Here is a 21280-nt window from a genome sequence, read left to right as displayed (position 1 = left end):
TTAGAATGCGCTGAGTTCGACGGTGGGCTGGCGGGCGTCGGCGTGCAGCGCGCGTTGTCCCAGGGTCAGGTTCCGGATGCGAACGCCCGGATTGGCAAGCACTTCGCCGATGACGGACGTCAGTTCGTCGGCGAGGCCTTGCACCAGGGCTTCGCTGAACCGCCCCGCGTGATAGACGACGCGGATCGCGAGCCCCTCGGCGCGCGGTTCGGCCAGGAACCAGAAGTCCGTCGCGGCTTCCGTGTCCGCGCCCTGCGGGGCGTGGTCCGGCAGCTCGGCGATGTGCACTTGTCCCGCGTAGCGATCGACGGGGCCCTGTTGCTGGTTCTGCAGCGTCAGGCCGATGTCGAAGAGCGGGTTGCGCCCTGCAACGCGTTTGATGTGCAGCTCGTCGAGCAAGCGATCCAGCGGATACAGCGGGTGCGAGAACGCTTCGAGGGTGGTGTCCCGCACCCGGGTCAGCAGCGTGTCGAACCGGTCGTCGCCGGCGACACGATCGCGCAGCGCCAGCACGTTCAGGTAGGGGCCGACCTGCGACTCGAGTTCGGGCAGCTCGCGGCCCGCGACCGGCGTGCCGACGACGATGTCCTCCTGGCCGGAACGGCGGTAGAACAGCGCCTTGATGGCGGACAGCAGCGCGATGAACAGGGTCGCGCCGTGGCGCTTGCCGAGCGATTCCAGCGCCGTCGTCTCGGCGGCGGGCAGTTCGAATCGCCAGGATTTCCAGCTCGGCGCGGCCGGCTGCTCGACGTCGCCCGGCAGTTCCAGCGCGCGCAGGCCGCCGCCCAGCCGGGTCAGCCAGTAGTCCTTCATGCGCGCGCCCTCCGGCCCGGCAAGCAGGTGGTTCAGCCAGCCGGCGTAATCCTTGTACTGGATCGGGAGCGCGGGCAGCGGATTGTCGCGACGCTGGACGAATGCGTCATAGAGCGCGGACAGGTCGTCGAGCAGTACCTCCGTGGACCAGCCGTCGCTCGCGATGTGGTGCATCGTGCAGATGCAGACGTGACGGACTTCGGAGAGCCTGAGCAGCTTGACGCGGAAGAGCGGGCCGGTCGCGAGATCCATCGGCGCGAGCCGTTCGCTCGCCTGGATCGACATCGCCTGGGCATCCCGGTCCTCGGCATCCTGCAGATCCACGACCTCGACCGGGAACGCGGCTTCGCCGGGCGGCAGCACGTGCTGGACCGGCTGGTTGCCTTCCAGCACGAAACGCGTGCGCAAGATCTCGTGACGCTCGCTCAACGCGCGGAACGCCCGCACGAGCGCGTCCACGTCCAGCACGCCCTCGAACAGCAGGGACGTGGGCAGCGGCCCGCCGGCTTGCGCCGCATGGAGACGATCCTGGACCCACAGCCGCGTCTGGGCCGGAGAGAGCGCGTAGCTTGCCTGCGCCGGCAGCGGCGTCACCGGCGCGTAATCGATCGGCTGCGTATCGGCGATGCGCTTCGCGAGGCTCGAAATGGTGGGGAGTGCGAACAGGCTGCGGATTTCCAGCTTCGCATGCAGATCGCGACGGATGCGCGCGACGACCTTCGTCGCCAGGAGCGAATTGCCGCCCAGCTCGAAGAAATTGGCGGTCGTGCTGATCCGTGCCTTGCCGAGCACTTCCTGCCAGATTGCCGTCAACTGCGCTTCGAGCGCGTTGACGGGCGCAACGTGGTCCAGGCCGTCGCCGGGTTCTGGCAGCCTGGCGCGATCGAGCTTGCCGTTGGGCAGATGCTCGAATGCCGTCACGACGACGAACGCGGAAGGCACCATGTAATCCGGCAGCCGCTGCCGCAGGTGGCCGCGCACCGCTTCGATCAATTCGGCTTCGGGATGCGACGAGCACAGCCATCCGACCAGTCTCGCGCCTTCGTCCACGCCGCGCAGCGCCACGACGGCGGCGTCGACCAGCGGGTGCGAAGTCAGTGCCGCCTCGATTTCACCGGGTTCGATGCGCAGGCCGCGCAGCTTGATCTGGTGATCGATGCGGCCGAGGAACTCGATATTGCCGTCGGGGCGGTAGCGCGCGAGATCGCCGGTGCGGTAGAGGCGCGCGAGCGGGTCGGCGGAGAACGGATCGGCGATGAACTTCTCGGCGCTCAGTTCGGGTTCGTCGTGGTAGCCGCGGCCGACCGGCGTGCCGCCGATCAGCAATTCGCCGGCCACGCCGACCGGCGTGGGCTGCATCTGCGCGTCGACGATGTAGAGACGGGTGTTGGCGATGGGCCGGCCGATCGGGACGATGCGGTGCGGGTCGTCGCGCCGGCATTCCCACGCGGTCACGTCGACGGCGGCCTCGGTAGGGCCGTAAAGGTTGTACAGCTTGACGTCCAGGCGCTCGAGGCAACGCTGCTGCAGGTCGTGGGGCAACGCCTCGCCGCTGCACACGACGCGGCGCAGCGACGCGCAGTGTGCGGCGAGGTCCGGGTGGTCGAGGAACGCGCGCAGCATCGACGGCACGAAATGGATCGTGGTGATCCGTTCGCGCTCGATGAGCTCGACCAGGTAGTCGGCCTCGCGCTGTCCGCCGGGTCGGGCGAACACGAGGCGCGCGCCGGTGACGATCGGCCAGAAGAGCTCCCAGACCGAGACGTCGAAGCTGAAAGGGGTCTTCTGCAGCACGGCATCGTCGGCGTCGAGCGCGTAGGCGTGCTGCATCCAGAGGATGCGGTTGGTGATCGCGCGATGGGTGTTGAGCGCGCCCTTGGGGCGGCCGGTCGACCCGGACGTGTAGATCATGTAGGCGAGGTTGTCGCCGTTCAGCGCGGGCGCGGGGTTCGACACGGCGTCGAGGTCGAGATCGAGTTCGTCGGTATCGACGACGATCACGCGGGCGTCGGTCTCAGGCAGCGTGGTGCGCAGATGCTGCTGGGTGAGGAGCCAGCGCAACTGCGCGTGGTCGATCATGAAGCGCACGCGCTCGGCGGGGTAGTCGGGGTCGACGGGGACGTAGGCGCCACCGGCCTTGAGGACCGCGAGCAGCGCGACGCTCATGTCGAGGGAGCGCTCCATGGCGACGCCGACGAGTGCATCGGGGCCGACGCCGAGCGCGATGAGGTGGTGGGCGAGACGATTGGCGCGCAGGTTGAGTTCGGCGTAGGTGAGCGCCTGGTCATCGAAGACGGCAGCGACGGCGTCGGGCGTGCGCTCGACCTGCTGTTCGAACAGGCGGTGCAGCGGTTGCGTGGCGGCTTCGCCGAAATCCGTGTCGGTCTGGTTCCACTCGACGGTCAGCAGGTTCCGCTCCGCGTCGCTCGACAACGGCAGCCGGGCAACGGCGGCCGACGCATCGTCAGCGAGACGCGTCAGCAGGGTCCGGTAGATTTCGAGGAAACGCTGCACCGTGCTCGCGTCGAACAGATCGGTGTTGTAGTCGCAATCGATCAGGAGTGCCTGCCCCGCGTCGAGCACGTTGACGTTCAGATCGAACGCGGTATGGCGGATCAGCGGCGCAACGAGACCGACCGTCAGGCCCGGCAGTTCGGGCAGCGCCGACACGGGTTCGAGGTTGAAGACCGCCGAGACCAGCGGCGCGGCGTTGAGATCGCGCTGTGCGCCGATTTCGCGGACCAGCTCGGCGAACGGGTAATCCTGGTGCTCGAGCGCGTCGAGCAGGTTCTGCCGGGTGCCGGCCAGGAAGCTGGCCACGGTGGCCTGCTCGGGCAGCGTGGAGCGCAGCGGCAACAGATGCGTGCAGTAGCCGGCGAGGCGATCGCTGCCGGCCACGGAGCGGCCGGTCACCGGGATGCCGGTGACGATCTCTTGCTGGCCGGCGACGCGGTGGAGGAACAGATTGAAGCCCGCGAGCAGCACCATGTAGAGCGTGCAGCCGTTCTGACGGGCCGCGGTGCGCAGCGTCGCGGCCGCAGCCGCGTCCAGATGCAGGGACACGCGCTCGCCGTGAAACGTCTTCACCGCGGGCCGCGGGTAGTCCACCGGAAGATTCAGCGGTGCGGCCTGGCGCGCGCATTGCGCCAGCCAGTACTCGCGATTCGCCTTCGTTTCCGGGCTGTGGCGCTGGCCGTCGAGCTGCTTCAGGTACGCGCGAAACTGCAGCGGCGCCGCGGCCGGCGCCGCACCGGCATACGCGCGGGCCAGATCCTCGAGCAGGACGCCGAACGTCGAGCCGTCACAGATGATGTGATGGGCCGTCATCACCAGCAGGTGACGCTCGCTGCCCAGGCGCACGAGCGCGGCCCGAAAGAGCGGACCGTTCACCAGGTCGAACGGCTGGCGGCTTTCGTGGTCCCGCCACGCGTCCGGGTCCGTGTCGATCAGCGGAATCTCGAGTTTCAGCGACGGTTGCACGATCTGGCCCGACCCGTCCGCCATCACCGTGGTGCGCAGCGCCTCGTGCCGATCGACCAGGCTCTGGACGGCCGCGCGCATCGCGGCTTCGTCGAGCCGGCCGTTCAGTTCGAGGGTGGTGTTGACGTTGTAGGCGAGCGACCCTTCGGGATCGATTTCCGACAGCACCCACAGCTGGCGCTGCGCTTCGCTCAGCGCGGCCACCGTGCCGTGTTTCGAGTGCGGCCGGATGAAACCGCCCCGGCGCAGGTCGGCGACGCTGTCCTTCACCGCCCGGATGAAGCGGTCGATATCCGCATCCGTATGCGCGGTGGACAGGAAGCAGGTGCGCCATTCCCAGATGTAGATGCCCTTTTCGAGCATGTGATAGAAGAACAGGTCGAGGTTCTCGGTGAATTCGAAGCGGAACATCGAGCCGAACCACGTGACCTTGATCGGCGCCTCGGCCTCCGCGAAGAACGCATTCAACGTGTCGGCGATTTGCGCGGTGCGTTCGTTGAGCGCGGCCTGCAGCGCCGGGCCTTCCTGTTCGATCTTCTCGAGCACGGCCAGCGCGGCCGCCATCGCGAGCGGATACTGGCAGAAGGTGCCGCCGAACGCGGTGCGGTCCGCGGCGGGGAACGAATGGTCGCCGTAGGTCCACATGCCGCCGTCGATGGCGTCCATGAAGCGGCTGGTGCCGGCGATGACGCCCAGCGGCAGGCCACCGCCGATGATCTTGCCGTACGTCGCGAGATCGGCCCTGATGCCGAACATGGCTTGCGAGCCGCCCGGATGGACGCGGAAGCCGGTGATCATTTCGTCGAAGATCAGTGCGACGCCGGCCTCCTCGGTGATGCGACGCAGCTCCTTGAGGAACGCGACGGGCTGCAGCGAAGGGTTGCGGCTCTGCACCGGCTCCACCATCACGGCGGCGAGGGTCGACGCCATGCCGCGAATGGCCTCGAGCGCGGCGTCGCTGCCGTAGTCGAGCAGGATCATGTTCTCGACCGAGCCGAACGGCACGCCGGGGGCGATGGTTTCCGTCACGCCGTCCGCGTTCGCCGCGGCGAGCGTGCCGTCGGCATGGCCGTGATACGAATGCGTGAACATCACGATCTTGTCGCGCCCGGTCACGGCGCGCGCGAGCCGCATGGCGGTCATGACGGCCTCGGTGCCGGTGTTCGAGAACGCCACGCGATCGAGGCCGGTCACGCGGGCAAAGCGCGCGGCCACGTCGCCGACGAGGCTGGAGCGCGCGCCCAGTTCGAGCGGGCGCTGCCATTCGCGGGTGACCTGGTGCTGGATGAAATCCGGCGTGTGACCGAACAGATGCACGCCGAAGCCCATCGTGAAATCGATGTACTCGTTGCCGTCGATGTCCCACAGCCGCGAACCGGCCGCGCGATCGCCGACGATCGGATACAGCATCTCCTTGGTCGAAAAGCGGAAGCCGACCGTGGCGCGGCTGTCGGCCAGCACCGGGCGCGACGCCTGCACCGAGTCCTTCGATTTCCGGGTGCGCGTCGTGTAGCGCACGATCAGCGCTTCAAGATGCTCCTGCTGCGCGGCGGACAGTCCGCGCGCCCGCTGCTGGACCGGGCTGCCCCACGGCATCATCGGTTTGGGCGGCGGATTGTCGGCCGCGGGCGCCGCAGCGGCTGCAGGCGCGGGCTTCGCTGCGGGCGCGGCGGCCGGGGCCGCGATCGCGGCCTTGGGTGCAACGCTCGCCGTGCTCGCGACGGCTTGCGCGGCGACCGTCGCCGGCCGGACGCCGGCCTGGCCGGTCAGCGACGTGCGCAGCAGGTCCATCTGCTGGCTCATCACGTGGGACAGCAGCTGATTCTGCTCCCGCAACACGCGCTCGACCGTGGAGCCGCCTTCGGCCGGCACCCATTCCACCGGGGCGGCGAGCGGCGCAAGCAGCTCCGCGGACGGCGCGACCGCGACCGCCGCCGTGGACGGTTCTGCCACGGCCTCGGACGCGGCCTCGGTCGGCGCAGCGGCCGCCGGCAGGTTGTCCGCGACATACTCGGCGAGCGCCTGCACCGTCGCCAGGTCTTCGAAGAAGCGGCGCATGGCCAGCTTCACGCCGTACTCTGCCTCGATGTGCCGGATGGCCTCGATCAGCACGATCGAGTCGGCGCCCATCTCCAGGAAGGGCAGTTCGATGTTGATGGTGGCGGGGTCGGCCTGGATCAATTCGCCGATCTTGCCGCGAAGCCATTCGAGAACCTCGCCGCTGCGATTGTGCGTCGGTGCTACGGCGATGGGTGATGCGCTTGTCTGAGTCATGGACATGTCCGCTTTCTGGAACCAGGTACGGCTGCGTTGGAAGGGATAGGACGGCAATGCGACGCGCGCGGGCGCGGGTGTTTCGGTCGGGGCCCAGTCGACATCGACGCCGCGGGCATACAGGCTCGACAGCGTTTCGATCAGCGCTTGCTGCTCGACTTGCGGCCGCTGCAGGGCAAGGAACTGGATTCCGGCGTCCGGCGCACAGCACGCGCGGGCCAGGTTGACGAGCACCGGCTTGGGGCCGATTTCGACCAGCACGTTGAAACCGGCTTCGGCGAGGCGCTCGACGCTGCTCGCGAACTGCACCGGCTCCCGGCAGTGGCGGCGCCAGTACGTGTCGGTGGGCGCGTCGTCCATCACGGCGCCCGTGAGATTCGAATAGAACGGGATCGCCGGGCGTGCGACGGGCACGGCTTTCGCCGCGGCCTGGAAGCTGTCCAGCATCGGCTCGAGCAGCGGCGAGTGAAACGCGTGCGACGTATTGAGCGGCACGGACCGGATGTCCCGCGCGGCGAACGCGTCGACCAGCATCGCGATGCGCTCGCGCTTGCCGGAGATCACGATGCTCGCCGGACCGTTGACGGCCGCCACCGCGACCTCGTGCGGCCACGCTTCGATCGCGCGCTCGACCGTGGCGAGGTCGGTGAAAATGGCCGCCATCTCGCCGTCGCGGGGCAACGCCTGCATCAGCCGGCCGCGTTCGGCGATCAGCCGCAGGCCGTCTTCCGGCGAGAAGACGCCGGCCGCGCAAGCCGCCGCGTACTCGCCGACGCTGTGGCCCATCACGGCGTCGGGCACCACACCGAACGACGCCAGCAGCGTGGTGAGCGCGTACTGCAGCGAGAACAGGGCCGGCTGGCTGTAGCCGGTCTGGTGGATGTCCTCGCCCTGGGCCGACAGCACCTCGAGCAACGGCTTGTCGAGCAGCGAATCGGCCACCGCGCGGCAGCGGTCGATGGCGTCGCGGAACACCGGGTACGCGTCGTACAGACGGCGGCCCATGCCGGCGTATTGCGAGCCCTGGCCGGTGAACAGGAAGGCCATCTTCACGCGGGGGGCGGGTTGCGCCGCGCCGGCGGGTTCCTTCGCGTGGAACGCGCGCAGCTTGTCGATGGCGTCGTCGAGCGACGTCACCGGCAGCGCCAGCCGATGTGCGAAATGCGAGCGGCCGTTCGCCGCCGAGAACGCCACGGCCGCGATGTCGAGACCGGGTTCGGCTTCGAGCCGCCGCTGATAGCGACCGACCAGCTCGCGCAACGCCGCAGGCGTCTTGGCCGACAGCACCAGCGGATGCACCTTGTGCTTGGGCGGCGTCACCGGCCGCGCCGGCGCGGGCGCTTCTTCGAGCACCAGGTGGGCATTGGTGCCGCTCGCGCCGAACGCGCTGACCCCGGCTCGCCGTGGCCGCTCGCCGCGCGGCCACGCGCTCGCCTCGGCGCAGACCTCGATGGGCAGCGCGTCCCACTGCACCAGTGGGCTCGGCTGGCGGAAATGCAGGTGGGCGGGAAGGCGGTCGTGGTTCAGCGACAGCACGACCTTGATCACCCCCGCGATGCCGGCGGCGGATTCCGTGTGGCCGATGTTGGTTTTCACCGAGCCGACGCGCAGCCGCCGGCCCTCGTCGCGGCCTGCGCCGAACACTGTCGCCAGTGCCTGCAACTCGACGGGATCGCCCAGCGGGGTGCCGGTGCCGTGCGCTTCCACGTAATCGATGGACGCGGCGGGCAGCCCGCCCAGCGCCTGGCGGATCACGGCTTCCTGCGCACGTCCGTTCGGCGCGGTAAAGCCGCTCGACGCGCCGTCGTGGTTGACGGCCGAACCCCGCAGCACGGCCAGCACGCGATCGCCCGCGGCCAGCGCATCGGACAGGCGCTTGAGCACCAGCGCGCCGCAGCCTTCGCTGCGCACGAAGCCGTCCGCGGACGCGTCGAAGGTCTTGCAGCGGCCGTCCGGCGCCAGCGCCCGCGTGCGCGAGACGGCGATGGAGTTGTCCGGCGACAGGATCAGGTTCACGCCGCCCGCGATGGCGAGATCGCACTCGCCGCTGCGGAGATTCTGGCTGGCGGTATGGATCGCGGTGAGCGACGACGAGCAGGCGGTATCGATCGCCATGCTCGGCCCCTGCACGCCCAGTCCATAGGAGATGCGGCCGGCCGCCGTGTTGAGCGGATTGCCGGTGAAGAAATAGCCGTCGATGCCGCTGCCGCCGCCGTTACGAAGCTGCAGGTTCGCGTAATCGTTGGTGGTGATGCCGACGAAGACGCCGGTCCGGCTGCCCTTGAGACGGTCGACCGGAATGCCGGCATGCTCCAGCGCTTCGTGACTGACTTCGAGCAACAGGCGCTGCTGCGGGTCCATCGCGGCTGCTTCGCGCGGCGTGATGCGGAAAAACGCCGGATCGAACTGGTCGACGTCGTCGAGAAAACCGCCGAAGCGGCAGTACATGCGCCCCGGCGCTTCCTGGTCGGGATCGTAGTACGCGTCGATGTCCCAGCGCTCGCGCGGCACTTCGGAGATTGCATCCACCCCGTCGTTCACCAGGTTCCAGTAGGCGTCGAGATCGTGCGCGGCGCCGGGAAACCGGCAACTCATGCCGACGATCGCGATCGGCTCCGGCGTGCCGGCCTCGCGGGCCTCGATGGCTGGCGCGATGGGCTGCGGCTGCGGCGGCGCGGCCTGCGCCGGTGCCGCGTGCGCGTCCGGCACCGTGCCGGACGCCTGCTCCGCCAGGAAATCCGCGAGGGTGTTGACCGTCGGATGATCGAACAACAGCGCGACCGACAACGGGATGCCCAGCGCATTTTCGAGGTGCGTGCGCACGTCGAGCGCCATCAGCGAATCCATGCCCATCTCGAAGAAGCCGAGGTCACGATCCAGCGTCCCCGCGTCGTAACCGAGCACCTGGGCAACGGCGCGATCGATGCTGTCCGCCAGCAGGCGCTTTCGCTCGCGCGGCGATGCCTCGCTCAATGCCGGCATCGCCGTCGCGCCTGGCGGGCTTCCGGCTACCCGCACGCGGTCGAGGAAGGGCTTGGGTCCGCGCGCCTCGTAGGAGCCCTGGAACAGCGCCAGGTCGATATCGACGACCGCGACCTGGGGCACGGCGGGGAGGCGGTTCAGCACGTCGAGCGCGCGATCCGCCGCCAGCGACCGGATGCCGACGCGCCGCAGCAGCGCTTCCGCCTCGGGGAACGTCATGCCGCCTTCGGCCCAGGGGCCCCAGTTCACGCTCAGGGCCGGCAGGCCCTGGCCGCGGCGATGATGCGCGAGCGCGTCGAGGAAGCGGTTCGCGGCACTGTAGTGCGCCTGCTCACGTGAACCCCACGCGGACGCGATCGACGAAAACAGGATGAAGAAATCGAGCGGGAAGTGCTCGCTTTGCTGATGGAGCAGCCACGCACCGGCGACTTTGGGTTGCAGGACCGCGTCCAGTTCCTCGCGCTCGACCTGCATGATCGGCTTGTAGCCGACGATGCCGGCCGCGTGCACGATGCCCCGCAGCGGCACGCCGTCGCGCCGGAGCGCGGCGAAGAAATCGGTGACCGCCGCAGGGTCGGCAATATCGAGGCGCTCGCAGCGCAGCGATACGTTCCGCTCACGCAGTTCGGCGATCGCCTGCCGGCTCTCGTCGCTCGCGGCCCCTTGCCGGCCGACCAGGATCAGCGTGCGTGCGCCGCGCGCCGCCAGCCACCGGGCGGTGTGCAGCCCGAGCGCGCCGAACCCGCCGGTGATCAGGTAGGCCGCGTCCGGGTCGACCGGCAGCGCGGCGGTTTCGGCTTGCGCGAGCGGGCTCAGGCGCGCGACATGGCGCGCGCCGTGCCGCAACGCCACCTGTTCCTCGCGGCTCTCGCCGAGCATCTCCTGAAGCAGCGCCTGCGTCTCGTCCTCCGGCGCGGCCGGGTCGAGATCGATCGCGGTGCCGAACCATTCCGGATGCTCGATCATCGCCCCGCGTGCCAGGCCCGACAGCGCAGCCTGGGCGAGCCCGGATACGTGCGGCGCTTCGCCGGCTTCCACCGCGTCGCGCGTGACCACCGAGACCCTGGGCCGGGTCGAAGGCGTCCACTCGCGCTCGCCGCCGACCAGCGCGTGCACGAGATGCAGCAGGGCAGCGGACATGCGCGTCTCGCCGACGGCTTCGTCCAGCGCCCATAGAAAGACGATGCGCTGGCCGGCGGCGGTCTCGTTCAGCAGGCGGACGAAATCGTCCGGCCGCTCGGGCGCGACCTGCCAGCCCGCTTCCACGTCGGCGACATAGTCGAGGCCGGGGCGGACCAGCGAGCAGGATGCGCCGCGCTCACGCAGCAGCGCCGCGAGCCGGTCGCCGGCACCGCTCGCGTCCGCGAAGATCAGCCACGGGGACGCGTCGGCGGGGACCTGTGCCGCCGGCAACGCGGCTTGCGGCTCCCACACCACGTGATAGAGCGGGTTTGCTGTTGACGCGGCGGTTTCGGCGGGGGCGAACGCAGTCCTGAGCAGGTCAGGAAACGCGTTCAGCACGTCTTCCGGGTACTTGCCGGACGACTTGAGGTGGCGCACCGCTGCGTCGATGCTGCCGGCATCCATGCCGACGACGGGCGACTGGATCTTCTCCAGGCTGAAGCGCTGCCGCTCGAACGGGTAGTTCGGCAGGGTCGTGGCGGGCTGGGCAGGCGCCGGGAACAGCGCGCTCCAGTCGAACTGCCCGCCCTGCACGTACAGCGCCGCGAGTGCGTGCTCCAGTGCATCGCCGGCGCAGGGCTGCGGCAGCCAGCCGTCCGCGAGCCCCTCCGGCGTGCGCGGCGCGTCGGCTTGATCCGACGCCCCGGCCAGCTGCAACCAGTACTGCGGGTGGGTCACCTCGTCGGTCACTTCGGTGCCGAGACAGCCGGAAATCAGGCGAACCGACGGCCGTGCGAACGGCATGTCCTGAAGCACCGCGCGCAACGCTTCGGCATCCGGGCGGGCGGCCACGAGGCGCAACGCGTCGGCAACGCTCACGACACCTGCCACGCAGGCCGCGACAAATTCGCCGATGCCATGGCCCGACACGACGGACGGGCGGATGCCCCATCCCTTCCACAGTTCCGCCCACGCGAACTGGATCGCGAAGCGGCCCGCGTCGGTCTCGAGTGCCTCCAGCGGCACCGAGCAACGCGCGAACGCGTCGCGGAACAGCGGTTCCGACGCGTGGAGCGCGCGCGCGACGCTGGTGTCCGGCACGCCGAACGTGAAGCCCATGCGCAACGCCTTGCCCGTGCGCGCCGCTGCCGCCGACGCTGCCCTCACGCCCGATACATAGGCCGCGCGAAACGGATAGTGATTCCGCCCGGTGGCGGCGGCGCGGCAGATGGCGGCCAGCTCCTGCGGCGTCGCGCCGGCGATCGCGTGCTCGTAGCGTTGCACGAGCGCCGCCAGCGCCGCTTCGGATCGGGCCGACAGCAGCAGCAGCGCGCGCTGCGCGGTGTGCGCCGGCGCGATGGGCGGTTCCTCGACGATCGCGTGCGCATTGGTGCCGCTGAATCCGAACGCGCTCACCCCGGCGATTCGCCTGCGTTCCCCGCGCTGCCACGCGACCGGATCGGCCGCGACGCGGATCGGGATGTCCTGCCACGGCGTATGCGGATTGGGTTGCGTGAAATGCAGGTGCGCCGGAATCCGGTCGTGCTCGAACGACAGCAGGACCTTGATCAGGCCGGCGATGCCGGAGGCCGACTCCAGATGCCCGATATTGGTCTTGACCGAACCGATCACGAGCGGCTCGCCCGCCGCGCGCCCGGCGCCGTAGACGCCGGCCAGCGCTTCGACCTCGATCGGGTCGCCGAGGGACGTCCCGGTACCGTGGGCCTCGACATAGGAGACGTCGCCGGGCGCGAGGCCGGCCTGGTTCAGTGCGCGGCGGATCACCCGTTCCTGCGAATCGCGGCTCGGCACGGTCAGCCCGCCGCCTGCGCCGCCCTGGTCGACCGCCGTGCCGCGCACGATGCCGAGCACCCGGTCGCCGTCGGCGAGCGCGTCGGCGAGGCGCTTGAGCACCACCATGCCGCACCCTTCGCCGCGCACATAGCCGTCCGCCGCCGCATCGAAGGTCTTGCAGCGTCCGTCCGGCGACAGCATGCGCGCTTGCGAGAAACTGACCATGACCTCGGGCGACAGCATCAGGTTGACGCCGCCCGCGAGCGCCATGCCGGTCTCGCGCGAGCGCAGGCTTTCGCAGGCCAGGTGCAGGCACACCAGCGACGACGAGCAGGCGGTATCGATCGCCATGCTCGGGCCGGTGAGGCCCAGCACGAACGACAGCCGGCCCGCGGCCATGTTCAGCGCGCTGCCCGTGCCGGCGTAGCTGCTCGACGGCATCGACGCATTGGACACCTGGATCGCATGGTCGAAGCAGGTGATGCCGACGTACACGCCCGTGGCCGACTGCCGGAAGCGCTCGGGCGCGAGATGGGCGTTCTCGAGCGCCTCCCACGCCACTTCGAGCAGGAGCCGTTGTTGCGGATCGAGGTAAGTCGCTTCGCGCGGCGCGATCCCGAAGAACGCCGCGTCGAATTGATCCACGCGTTCGAGAAAGGCACCGTGGCGGGTCGCCATCTTGCCGGGCGCGGACGGATCGGGGTCGTAATAGCGATCGATATCCCAGCGTTCACCCGGCACTTCGGTGACGGCATCGCGCGCGCCATCGAGCAATTGCCAGAACGCGTCCGGCGTATCGCTGCGGCCGGGGAAGCGGCAAGCCATGCCGATGACGGCGATCGGTTCGTTGCGGTCCGAACGCAGCGCCGCGATTTCCGCGCGCCGCAGGCGCAGTTCGTCGAGCGCGGCTTTCAGTGCATGCGTGGCCTTGGCGTTCATTGGGCGCCGATCTCCTGGGCGATCAGTTCGGAAAGGTCGTCCTCGTCGAGGTCGTCGGATGCTTCGTCGACGACCGGCGCGGGGAGCGACGGCGACAGTTCGTTGAGCACGTACTGGGCGAGCGTCTGCAGGTTCGGATAGGAAAAGAACAACGTCGCGCGAAACGGTCGTCCGAACACCTTGGTGAGGCGGTCCGTCAGTTCGAGCGCGATCAGCGAATCCAGACCGAGATCGAGCAGCGATTGCTCGGGCGCGATGGCGTCGGGGCCGGAAAGACGCAAGGTCTCGGCCAGCATCGTCGCGAGCGTGTCGGTGATCAGCGCGATCCGCTCGCGCGGTGCGCACGCGTGCAGCTGTCGCAGCAATGCGGTCTCCTGCTGCGCAGGCTGCGCGGCCGGTTGCGCCAGCTCGGAAAACAGCGCGGACCCGGCGGCCGGCGCATCGACCCGGAACAGGGTCGGCCAGTCGATTTGCGCGACCCCGGACTGGGCGACGCCGGACGCCATCAGCCGTTCCAGCGTCGCGATGGCCAGTTCGGGCGGCAGCGTGCCGACGCCGAGCGCGCCCAGCTGCTCGTGCGCGCGCCGTCCGTAGTCGGTGGCGGCGTGGCCGATCTCCGCCCACGGCCCCCAATTGACGCTGAGCCCCGGTTTCCCCTGCGCGCGCCGATGCTGTGCGAGGGCGTCGAGGAAGCTGTTCGCCGCCGCGTAGTTGCCCTGGCCCGGCATCGTGATCAGCGCGGCCATCGACGAGAACAGCACGAAATGGTCGAGCGGCAAGTCGGCCGTCAGCTCGTGCAGATACCAGGCGCCGTCGGCCTTGCCGCTGCCGGCGCGATGGAAGAAGTCGTCGTCCTGGCGCGTCAGCAACGCATCGTCGAGCGCGCCGGCGAGGTGAAAGATCCCTTTGAGCGGCGGCATCGAATGCGCGATTTCGCCGAGCGCCTGCTCGACGTCCTCGCGACGCGACAGATCGACGCGAATGAACCGCGCGTCGAGCGTGCGCAGGATTTTCCCGGCCGCGGCGGAAGGCTCGCCACGCCCTAGCAGCACGATTTTCCCGGCGCCGTTGTCGGCGAGCCAGGACGCGAGCCGCAGGCCGAGCCCGCCGAGCCCGCCGGTCACCAGATAGGTCGCGTCATCGTGGAACCGGATCGGCCGGTGGCTGACGAGTTCGCGATTGTCGCGGGCGATGCGCGCGACGTAGCGCTGTTCGCGGCGAAACGCGATCATGTCTTCACGGCCGCCAGCCTGTACCGCTTGCGCGATGTCCGCCGCCGACGGCTGTGCGGGATCGAGATCGACGAGCCCGCCCCACAGCGCCGCATGCTCCACCGCGATCGCCCGGCCCAATCCCCACAGCGGGGCCTGCGCCACCGCGATCGATTCGCCATCCAGAACATTCATCGCGCCTGACGTCACCAGCCACAGACGCGCTTGCCGGGCCGACGGCGCGCGTGACGCAAGCGCCCTGACCAGGTGCAGCACGCTCGCGCTGGCACGCCGTCTCGCCGCGATGTCGGCGGGCGCGAGATCGAGACTCCACAGGTGGATGACGCCCTTCAGCGGGCGGTCGGGCGCGGGCAGTTCCGGCGTCGCGTCGGCGAAGCGCAGCGTGCATTTATCGCCCGCGCTTTCCAGCAGGGCCGACAGCTGTGCGCCCACGCCGCCACGGTCCGCGAGAATCAGCCACTCGCCATGCGCCGAACCGGCGGTTGCCGTGTCGATGTTCGACGGTCTCCAGACGCGTTGATAGAGCAGCGCGGCGAAGTCGTGCCGCTCGACGGCGCGCCCCGCGCGCACATGTTGCAACCGCAGCGCATCGATCTCGATCAGCAGTCGCCCCGCAAGGTCGTGGACGCGGATGTCGCCCTCCAGCGCGCCGTGTCCGATCGGCTTGCGCAGCGTGGCGTGACTCCATGCATCGGTCGACGACGGCGGCTGATGGACCCGTACCGCGCCGATCGAGCTGGGCAGGTACAGGTCGCCCGACTCCAGCGCGTCCGGATCGATGGCGGCGGCGAGCACGCGGCTGCACGCGTCGAGAAAGGCGGGGTGTACCTGGTATTGCGACGACGCCAGCGCGTCGGCCGGCAGGCTGATCTTCCCCAGCGCCTCGCCGGTCGTGCGCCAGATCTGCTGGATCGCGTCGAACACGCCGTCGATCTGCACGCCGTGCTGCCGGATTTCGCCGTTGAAGTCCGCGCCCGACGTCGTTCCGGTGCAGCGGGCCTGTACCTCGGCGGCATCGAATCGCGTCGGCGCGGCGGTTCGCCTGGGGGCGCACATCTCGCGTAGTCGACGCAACTGCGGAAGATTGCCGAGGATCAACTCGACTGGCGGCCCGAAATCGAGCAGGCAGGCCACTTCATCCACGCCGATCGACTCGAGATCCCGCACCAGTTCGACGCAGGTTTCCGGCGTGCCGATGAGGCCGCGCGATTGCGCGAAGCGTTCATAGAGAAACTCGACGAACTCGTCCAGTTCGCGTGCGCCCATCGCGCGCACGTCGACCGACTGGCCGCGACTCTGCGCCAGCCCGTTCAACAGCCCGATATTGCTGCGGATGTAGTTGCAGAACGGCACACGCGCCTGTTCGCGCGCCTGCGCCGCATCGGCGCCGACGAACGTGTGCAGCATCACGGACACGGTGCCGGCCGCCGGATCGAAGCCATGCTTCGCGCGCGCCTCGCGGTAGAGGGCGATCTTGTGCGCGAGCTGGTCCCGATCCTGGTCGAGCACGTGGGTCAGCAGGTTGGCGCCGACTTCGCCGGCGCGCACGAACGTCTGCGGATTGCTCGCGGCGGTCACCCAGACGGGCAGTTCCGGCTGCACCGGCGTCGGATAGACGCGCAACCGCACCGGCTTGCCGACGCCGTTCGTCGCATCCAGCGTGCCGCCGCGCCACAGATGCTGGACGGCGCGCATCGTGGTCAGCATGTCATCCTGGCGGCTCGCATATTTGTCCGGGGCGAACACGAAGTCGTCCGGATTCCATCCGGAGGCGAACGACACGCCCACGCGGCCGTTCGACAGGTTGTCCACCATGGACCATTCTTCCGCGATCCGGATCGGGTTGTGCAGCGCTGCGACCACGCTGCCCGCGACCAGCTTCACGCGTTGGGTGGCAGCGGCGAGCGCGGCGTGCAGCACGGCGGGATTCGGGTACAGCGAGCCGAATTCGGTGAAATGGCGCTCCGGCACCCAGACGCTGGAGAACCCGTTCGCATCGGCGAAGCGCGCGCTCTCCATCACGAGCTGGTACTTGTTGCCGGACAGCGCCTCTTCACTGCTGGCGAAGAACATCAGGCCGAATTTCATGCGTGGCTCCGATCCGATTCGTGAATTTCGGCACTCGCGCACATCTGCCATGTCGCGGCGGCGCTGGTGTCCTCGATCCGGTGATAGACGGCAAACGAAAACGGTCCCCAGGACCGGCGGCTCAGCACGGTCTGCACGGTGCGCGATTCATGCGGATGCAGCGGCAACGGCGCATGCAGTGCGAGGTCCTTCAACGTCGTATGGCCGGCGGCGCCGATTTCCGTCGTTGCCGCCAGTGCCATTTCCACAAAGGCGGAATAGGGCAGGACGGGCGACCCCTTGACGCGATGACCGCCGAGAAAGGTGGTCGCCGGCGCATCGAGACGCGATTGCCAGATCCACGTGGCCGGCGCATGCGCGTGCTGCTCCATGAGGCGCCCGAGCAACGGATGCCGAGGCGCACGCGGACTGATCCAGAAACCGCGACGCTCGAACGGGTAGGTCGGCAGGGCGAGCCGGCGGCGCGGCGCGTCCTGCTCCACGGCATCCCAGTTGACGGACGCGCCGCGTACGTAGAGCGCGGCGAGCGTGTGCAGGATCGTGTCCCACGCGGCCGTATGTGTGCCGATTTCGATCACGATGCCGTGGTGTACCGCCGCACCGCCGTCCTGCGCCTGCGGCACGTCCGCCCACGAGGCAGCGGCGCGATGCCCGTCGCCGGTGCTGCTGACGGCACCCGGCGTGATGCCGAACGACATCCACAGTTGCGCAAGCGCGCGCTGGAATGACGTGAACCCGGCGTCGGCGGGGACGAGCTCGTGCGCCTCGGATTGCCGCTGCATCAGTGCATCGAAAGCGGGGCAGGCCGAGCGCAATTGCCGAACCGCGTCGGCGCTGCCGCCGTCGTCGGCGCAAAAGTGGAATGTCACCGCAGGTGGAGTGTCCGCAGGCTCACCGGACGAAACGGTATCAAGTTGCGAACGCAACGAGTCGAGACTCGATGCGACGATGGCCGCTCGCCGCGTGAAGTGGGTGCGCCCGGTATTTGCCGTGAACGCGACATCCCGCACACGGACCTCGGGATGCGCGTCGAGATAGGCCGCATAGGAAGCAGCCAGCGCCTGCAACGCTTCGGGCGTGCGGGCGGAGAGCGTCACGACGCGCGCCGCGGGCGCCGCCGGGTCGGCTTCGATCTCTGCGGGCCGTGGCGCTTCGGACAGGATCATGTGCGCGTTGGTGCCGCCGAAGCCGAACGAACTCACGCCGGCCAGGCGCGGCCCGTGTTCCGAATGCCAGGGCGTGGCCTGCTGCGGAATGCGGAAGGGCGTGCCGTCGAGCGCGATTTCCGGATTGATCGACCGGAAATGGAGGTTCGGCGGAATGGCGCGATGGTGTAGCGCAAGGGCGGTCTTGATCAGGCTGGCGATGCCCGCCGCCGACTCCAGATGGCCGATGTTGGTCTTGACCGAACCAATCCAGCAGTGATCGTCCGGCCGACGGGATTCATTCAGGACGGCCGCCAGCGAGTTCAACTCGATCGGGTCGCCGAGCGGCGTCCCCGTACCGTGCGCCTCGACGAAGCCGATGTCCTGCGCGCGTACGCCGGCATCGCGCAGCGCACCGTGAATCACGGCCTGCTGGGCCGGGCCATTGGGCGCGGTCAGGCCATTGCTGCGCCCATCCTGATTCACCGCCGAGCCGCGAATCACGGCGAACACGGTGTCGCCGCTCTCGAGTGCATCGTCGAGCCGCTTGAGCAGCACCATGCCCACGCCTTCGCCGCGCACATAACCGTTTGCTGCCGCATCGAACGCCTTGCATCGGCCATCCGGCGAAAGCATGCCCGCTTGCGTGAAGGAGTCGCTCACTTGCGGCGCCAGAATCAGGTTGACCCCGCCGGCCAGCGCCGCATCGGACTCGCCGCGCTGCAGCGCGCGGCACGCCTGATGCACCGCGACGAGCGACGACGAACACGCGGTATCGACCGCCCAGCTCGGGCCGCGCAAATCGAGCGTGTAGGAAATGCGGTTGGCGGCGACGCTGAGCGCATTTCCGGTCGCGACATAAGGGCCGACGTCCGCGACCTCTTCCTGCGCCAGCCGGATGTAGTCCGAATTGCTGATGCCCACGATGACCGCGGTGCGTCCGCCGGCGAGACTGCGGGGCGCGATTCCCGCATGCTCGAACGTCTCCCAGGCAACCTCGAGAAGCAGGCGCTGTTGCGGATCCATCGATTCGGCTTCGCGGGCGCTGATGCCGAAGAATGCCGCATCGAACTGGTCGACCTGTTCCAGCAGCCCGGTGGGCGGAAGGTCGGCGGCGCGCTTCGTCGACGCGCCGACCGCGTCCCGGCCCTCCAGTAGAAGCTGCCAGAATGCGTCGGGATTGCCGGCGCCGGGGAAGCGGCATCCCATGCCGACGATCGCGATATCCGCGCGTGCTTCGGCCGAGCCGGGCGCCTGGTCCGGCACGGCATTCCCGGTGCCGCTCAAATGGCGCGCCAGCAGGGAAATGCTCGGAAAATCGTAGACGACGGTAGGGGAAACCGGCCGCCCGAGCCAGTCCTGCAACTCGCCCGAGAGCATGATGGCGTCCTTCGAATCGAGCCCATGGATGCTGAACGGCGCATCGGGGTCGATCTTGCCGGAATCGATTCCCGACAGGCGCGAGACACGCTCGATGCACCATTGCACCAGCGCTTGCGTGTCGCGTGCCGCGGCCGTGGAGGGCGCGTACTCCGCGGAGAACGCACGTCGCCACTCGCCCGCGATCGCGAGCCCCTGTTCATCGAGGAATGCCTGCCTGATCCGGCTCCGCTGGATTTTTCCGCTGGACGTGCGCAGGATCGTGGCGGGCTTCAACAGGACAGCCGCATACAGATCGACGTCATGCTCTTCGGCGAGCTTGCGCCGGATCTCCGTGGCGACGGCTTCCGCGTTCAGGGTGTTGAGCGCTTCCCGGCGCACTTCACATGCGACGACGACCCGCTCCACGTTATCGACGTTGATCGAGAACGCCGCCGATGCGTTGGGCGCCAGCGCGGGGTGGCTTCCCTCGGCGGATTGTTCGAGATCCTGCGGGTAGTGATTGCGGCCGGCGACGATGATGAGGTCTTTCAAACGGCCGGTGACGAAGAGGTCCTCGCCGTCGACGAAGCCGAGATCGCCCGTGCGCAGGTAACGCGCGTCATCGCCATCCAGCTTCGCGCGAAAGGTGCGCTCCGTTTCCTCGGCGCGGTTCCAGTAGCCGACGCCGACGCTCGGGCCGGTCAGCCAGATTTCGCCGATCCGGCCGGGCGCGCAGCGCTCACCGGTATCCGGATTCACGATCCGCAGGTGGTGCTCCGCCCAGGTCCGGCCGCATGAGACCAGCGCGTGGCGCTTGCCCGTGTCGCTTTTCGTCGCCACGCCGTGTGCCAGGTCGTCGGCGTCGTAGTCCGCGACGAGCGGCAGCGAGCGTGCCGGCTGACCGGAGATGAACAAGGTCGCCTCGGCCATCCCGTAGACCGGGCGCATGGTGTGCGCGTGGAAGCCGCAGGCGGCGAATGCGTGCGAAAAACGCGCCACCGACTCCGCGCGCACCGGTTCCGCGCCGTTGAATGCAACGCGCCAGCTGCTCAGATCCAGCTGCGCGCGGGACTCGTCGGAGATTTTGCGCGCGCACAGGTCATACGCGAAATCCGGCGCGGCGCAATGCGTGCCGCGATACTTCGTGATGGCCTGCAGCCAGCGGAAGGGCTTCTGCACGAACGCCGCGGGCGCCATCAGCACTGACAGCACACCGAGATAGATCGGCAGCAGCACCTTCCCGAAGAAGCCCATGTCGTGAAACACCGGGAGCCAGCTGACGAACACCGTCGACGCATCGGCATCGCTCGCCTCGGCGATCACCGCCATATTGCTCAGGATGTTCGCGTGGCTGATCATCACGCCTTTCGGCGTACCGGTGGAGCCTGACGTGTATTGCAGAAGCGCCAGCGTCTGCGGCGTGATTTCCGGTGCGCGCCATTGTTCGGCCGGTGCGTCGAAGCGCTGGTCCGTCGCCAGGATCTTCAGTTCCAGCGTGTCGGAATAGCCGTCCGCGTGATGCGCGATGCCGTCGAGCGTGGCTGCGTCGGTCAGCGCGACGACCGGCGTGGCGTCGGCGACGATGGCCTTGAGACGATCGGCGGGACGATGCCTGCGCGGTGGATAGGCCGGTACGCCGATCAGGCCGGCGTACAGGCACCCGACCCATGCGCAGATGAATTCCAGCCCGGGCGGATAGACCAGAAGGACGCGATCGCCCGGTTGCGCGATGTCTTGCAGCCTGGCGGCGATGCCGCGAGCCCGCTTGTCCAGGTCGCCGAACGTGAGTCGAGTCAGTTCCGCTTCACCGTTCTCGAGAAAAATGAATGCCGTCTTCTCCGGTTCGACTTTGCCGCGAAACAACAAAATTTCTGTAACAGTCCTGAATTTTGTATCGGGAAGCATGCTCAACCTTCGTTGTCTTCTAAACGTTGAAAATCTCAGGACCGTTTGTGGCGATCCTGCCAAGCTTGCTTCATGAACTGGATTGTCTTGAAATTAGAGCATCGCTCTAACCCGGCGTCTGCCCCGTAATCCAAGGACACGGCG

3 protein-coding genes are annotated in these 21280 nt (G+C 68.7%); all 3 read right to left on the bottom strand.

Annotated elements, in window-relative coordinates:
- Genes BCO18175_RS14445 through BCO18175_RS14435 form a run of 3 tightly spaced genes read right to left on the bottom strand, consistent with a single transcriptional unit; the run spans position 1 to position 21136 of the window.
- Complete coding sequence (locus tag BCO18175_RS14445; RefSeq protein ID WP_174981816.1) at positions 1–13404, bottom strand: non-ribosomal peptide synthetase/type I polyketide synthase; 13404 nt, start codon at positions 13402–13404, stop codon at positions 1–3.
- Positions 13401–16724: a type I polyketide synthase gene (locus tag BCO18175_RS14440; protein ID WP_174981814.1), complete on the bottom strand. Its 3324-nt coding sequence runs from the start codon at positions 16722–16724 to the stop codon at positions 13401–13403. The genes BCO18175_RS14445 and BCO18175_RS14440 overlap by 4 nt, the downstream gene beginning before the upstream one ends.
- Positions 16721–21136, bottom strand: coding sequence for a beta-ketoacyl synthase N-terminal-like domain-containing protein (locus BCO18175_RS14435; RefSeq protein ID WP_174982249.1), 4416 nt, complete (start codon positions 21134–21136; stop codon positions 16721–16723). The genes BCO18175_RS14440 and BCO18175_RS14435 overlap by 4 nt, the downstream gene beginning before the upstream one ends.
- Positions 21137–21280: the final 144 nt, after the last annotated feature.

Origin of the sequence: Burkholderia lata, from assembly GCF_902499335.1 — a bacterium.
Taxonomy (GTDB): Bacteria; Pseudomonadota; Gammaproteobacteria; order Burkholderiales; family Burkholderiaceae; genus Burkholderia; species Burkholderia lata_B.
Note: the sequence above shows the minus strand (reverse complement) of the source record. Positions and strands in the feature narration are given on the sequence as shown.

Bases quoted from the DNA above. Each gene is read 5' to 3' on its own strand.
- BCO18175_RS14445 (WP_174981816.1), bottom strand. From the start codon at position 13,404: ATGAACGCCAAGGCCACGCATGCACTGAAAGCCGCGCTCGACGAACTG.
- BCO18175_RS14440 (WP_174981814.1), bottom strand. From the start codon at position 16,724: ATGAAATTCGGCCTGATGTTCTTCGCCAGCAGTGAAGAGGCGCTGTCC.
- BCO18175_RS14435 (WP_174982249.1), bottom strand. From the start codon at position 21,136: ATGCTTCCCGATACAAAATTCAGGACTGTTACAGAAATTTTGTTGTTT.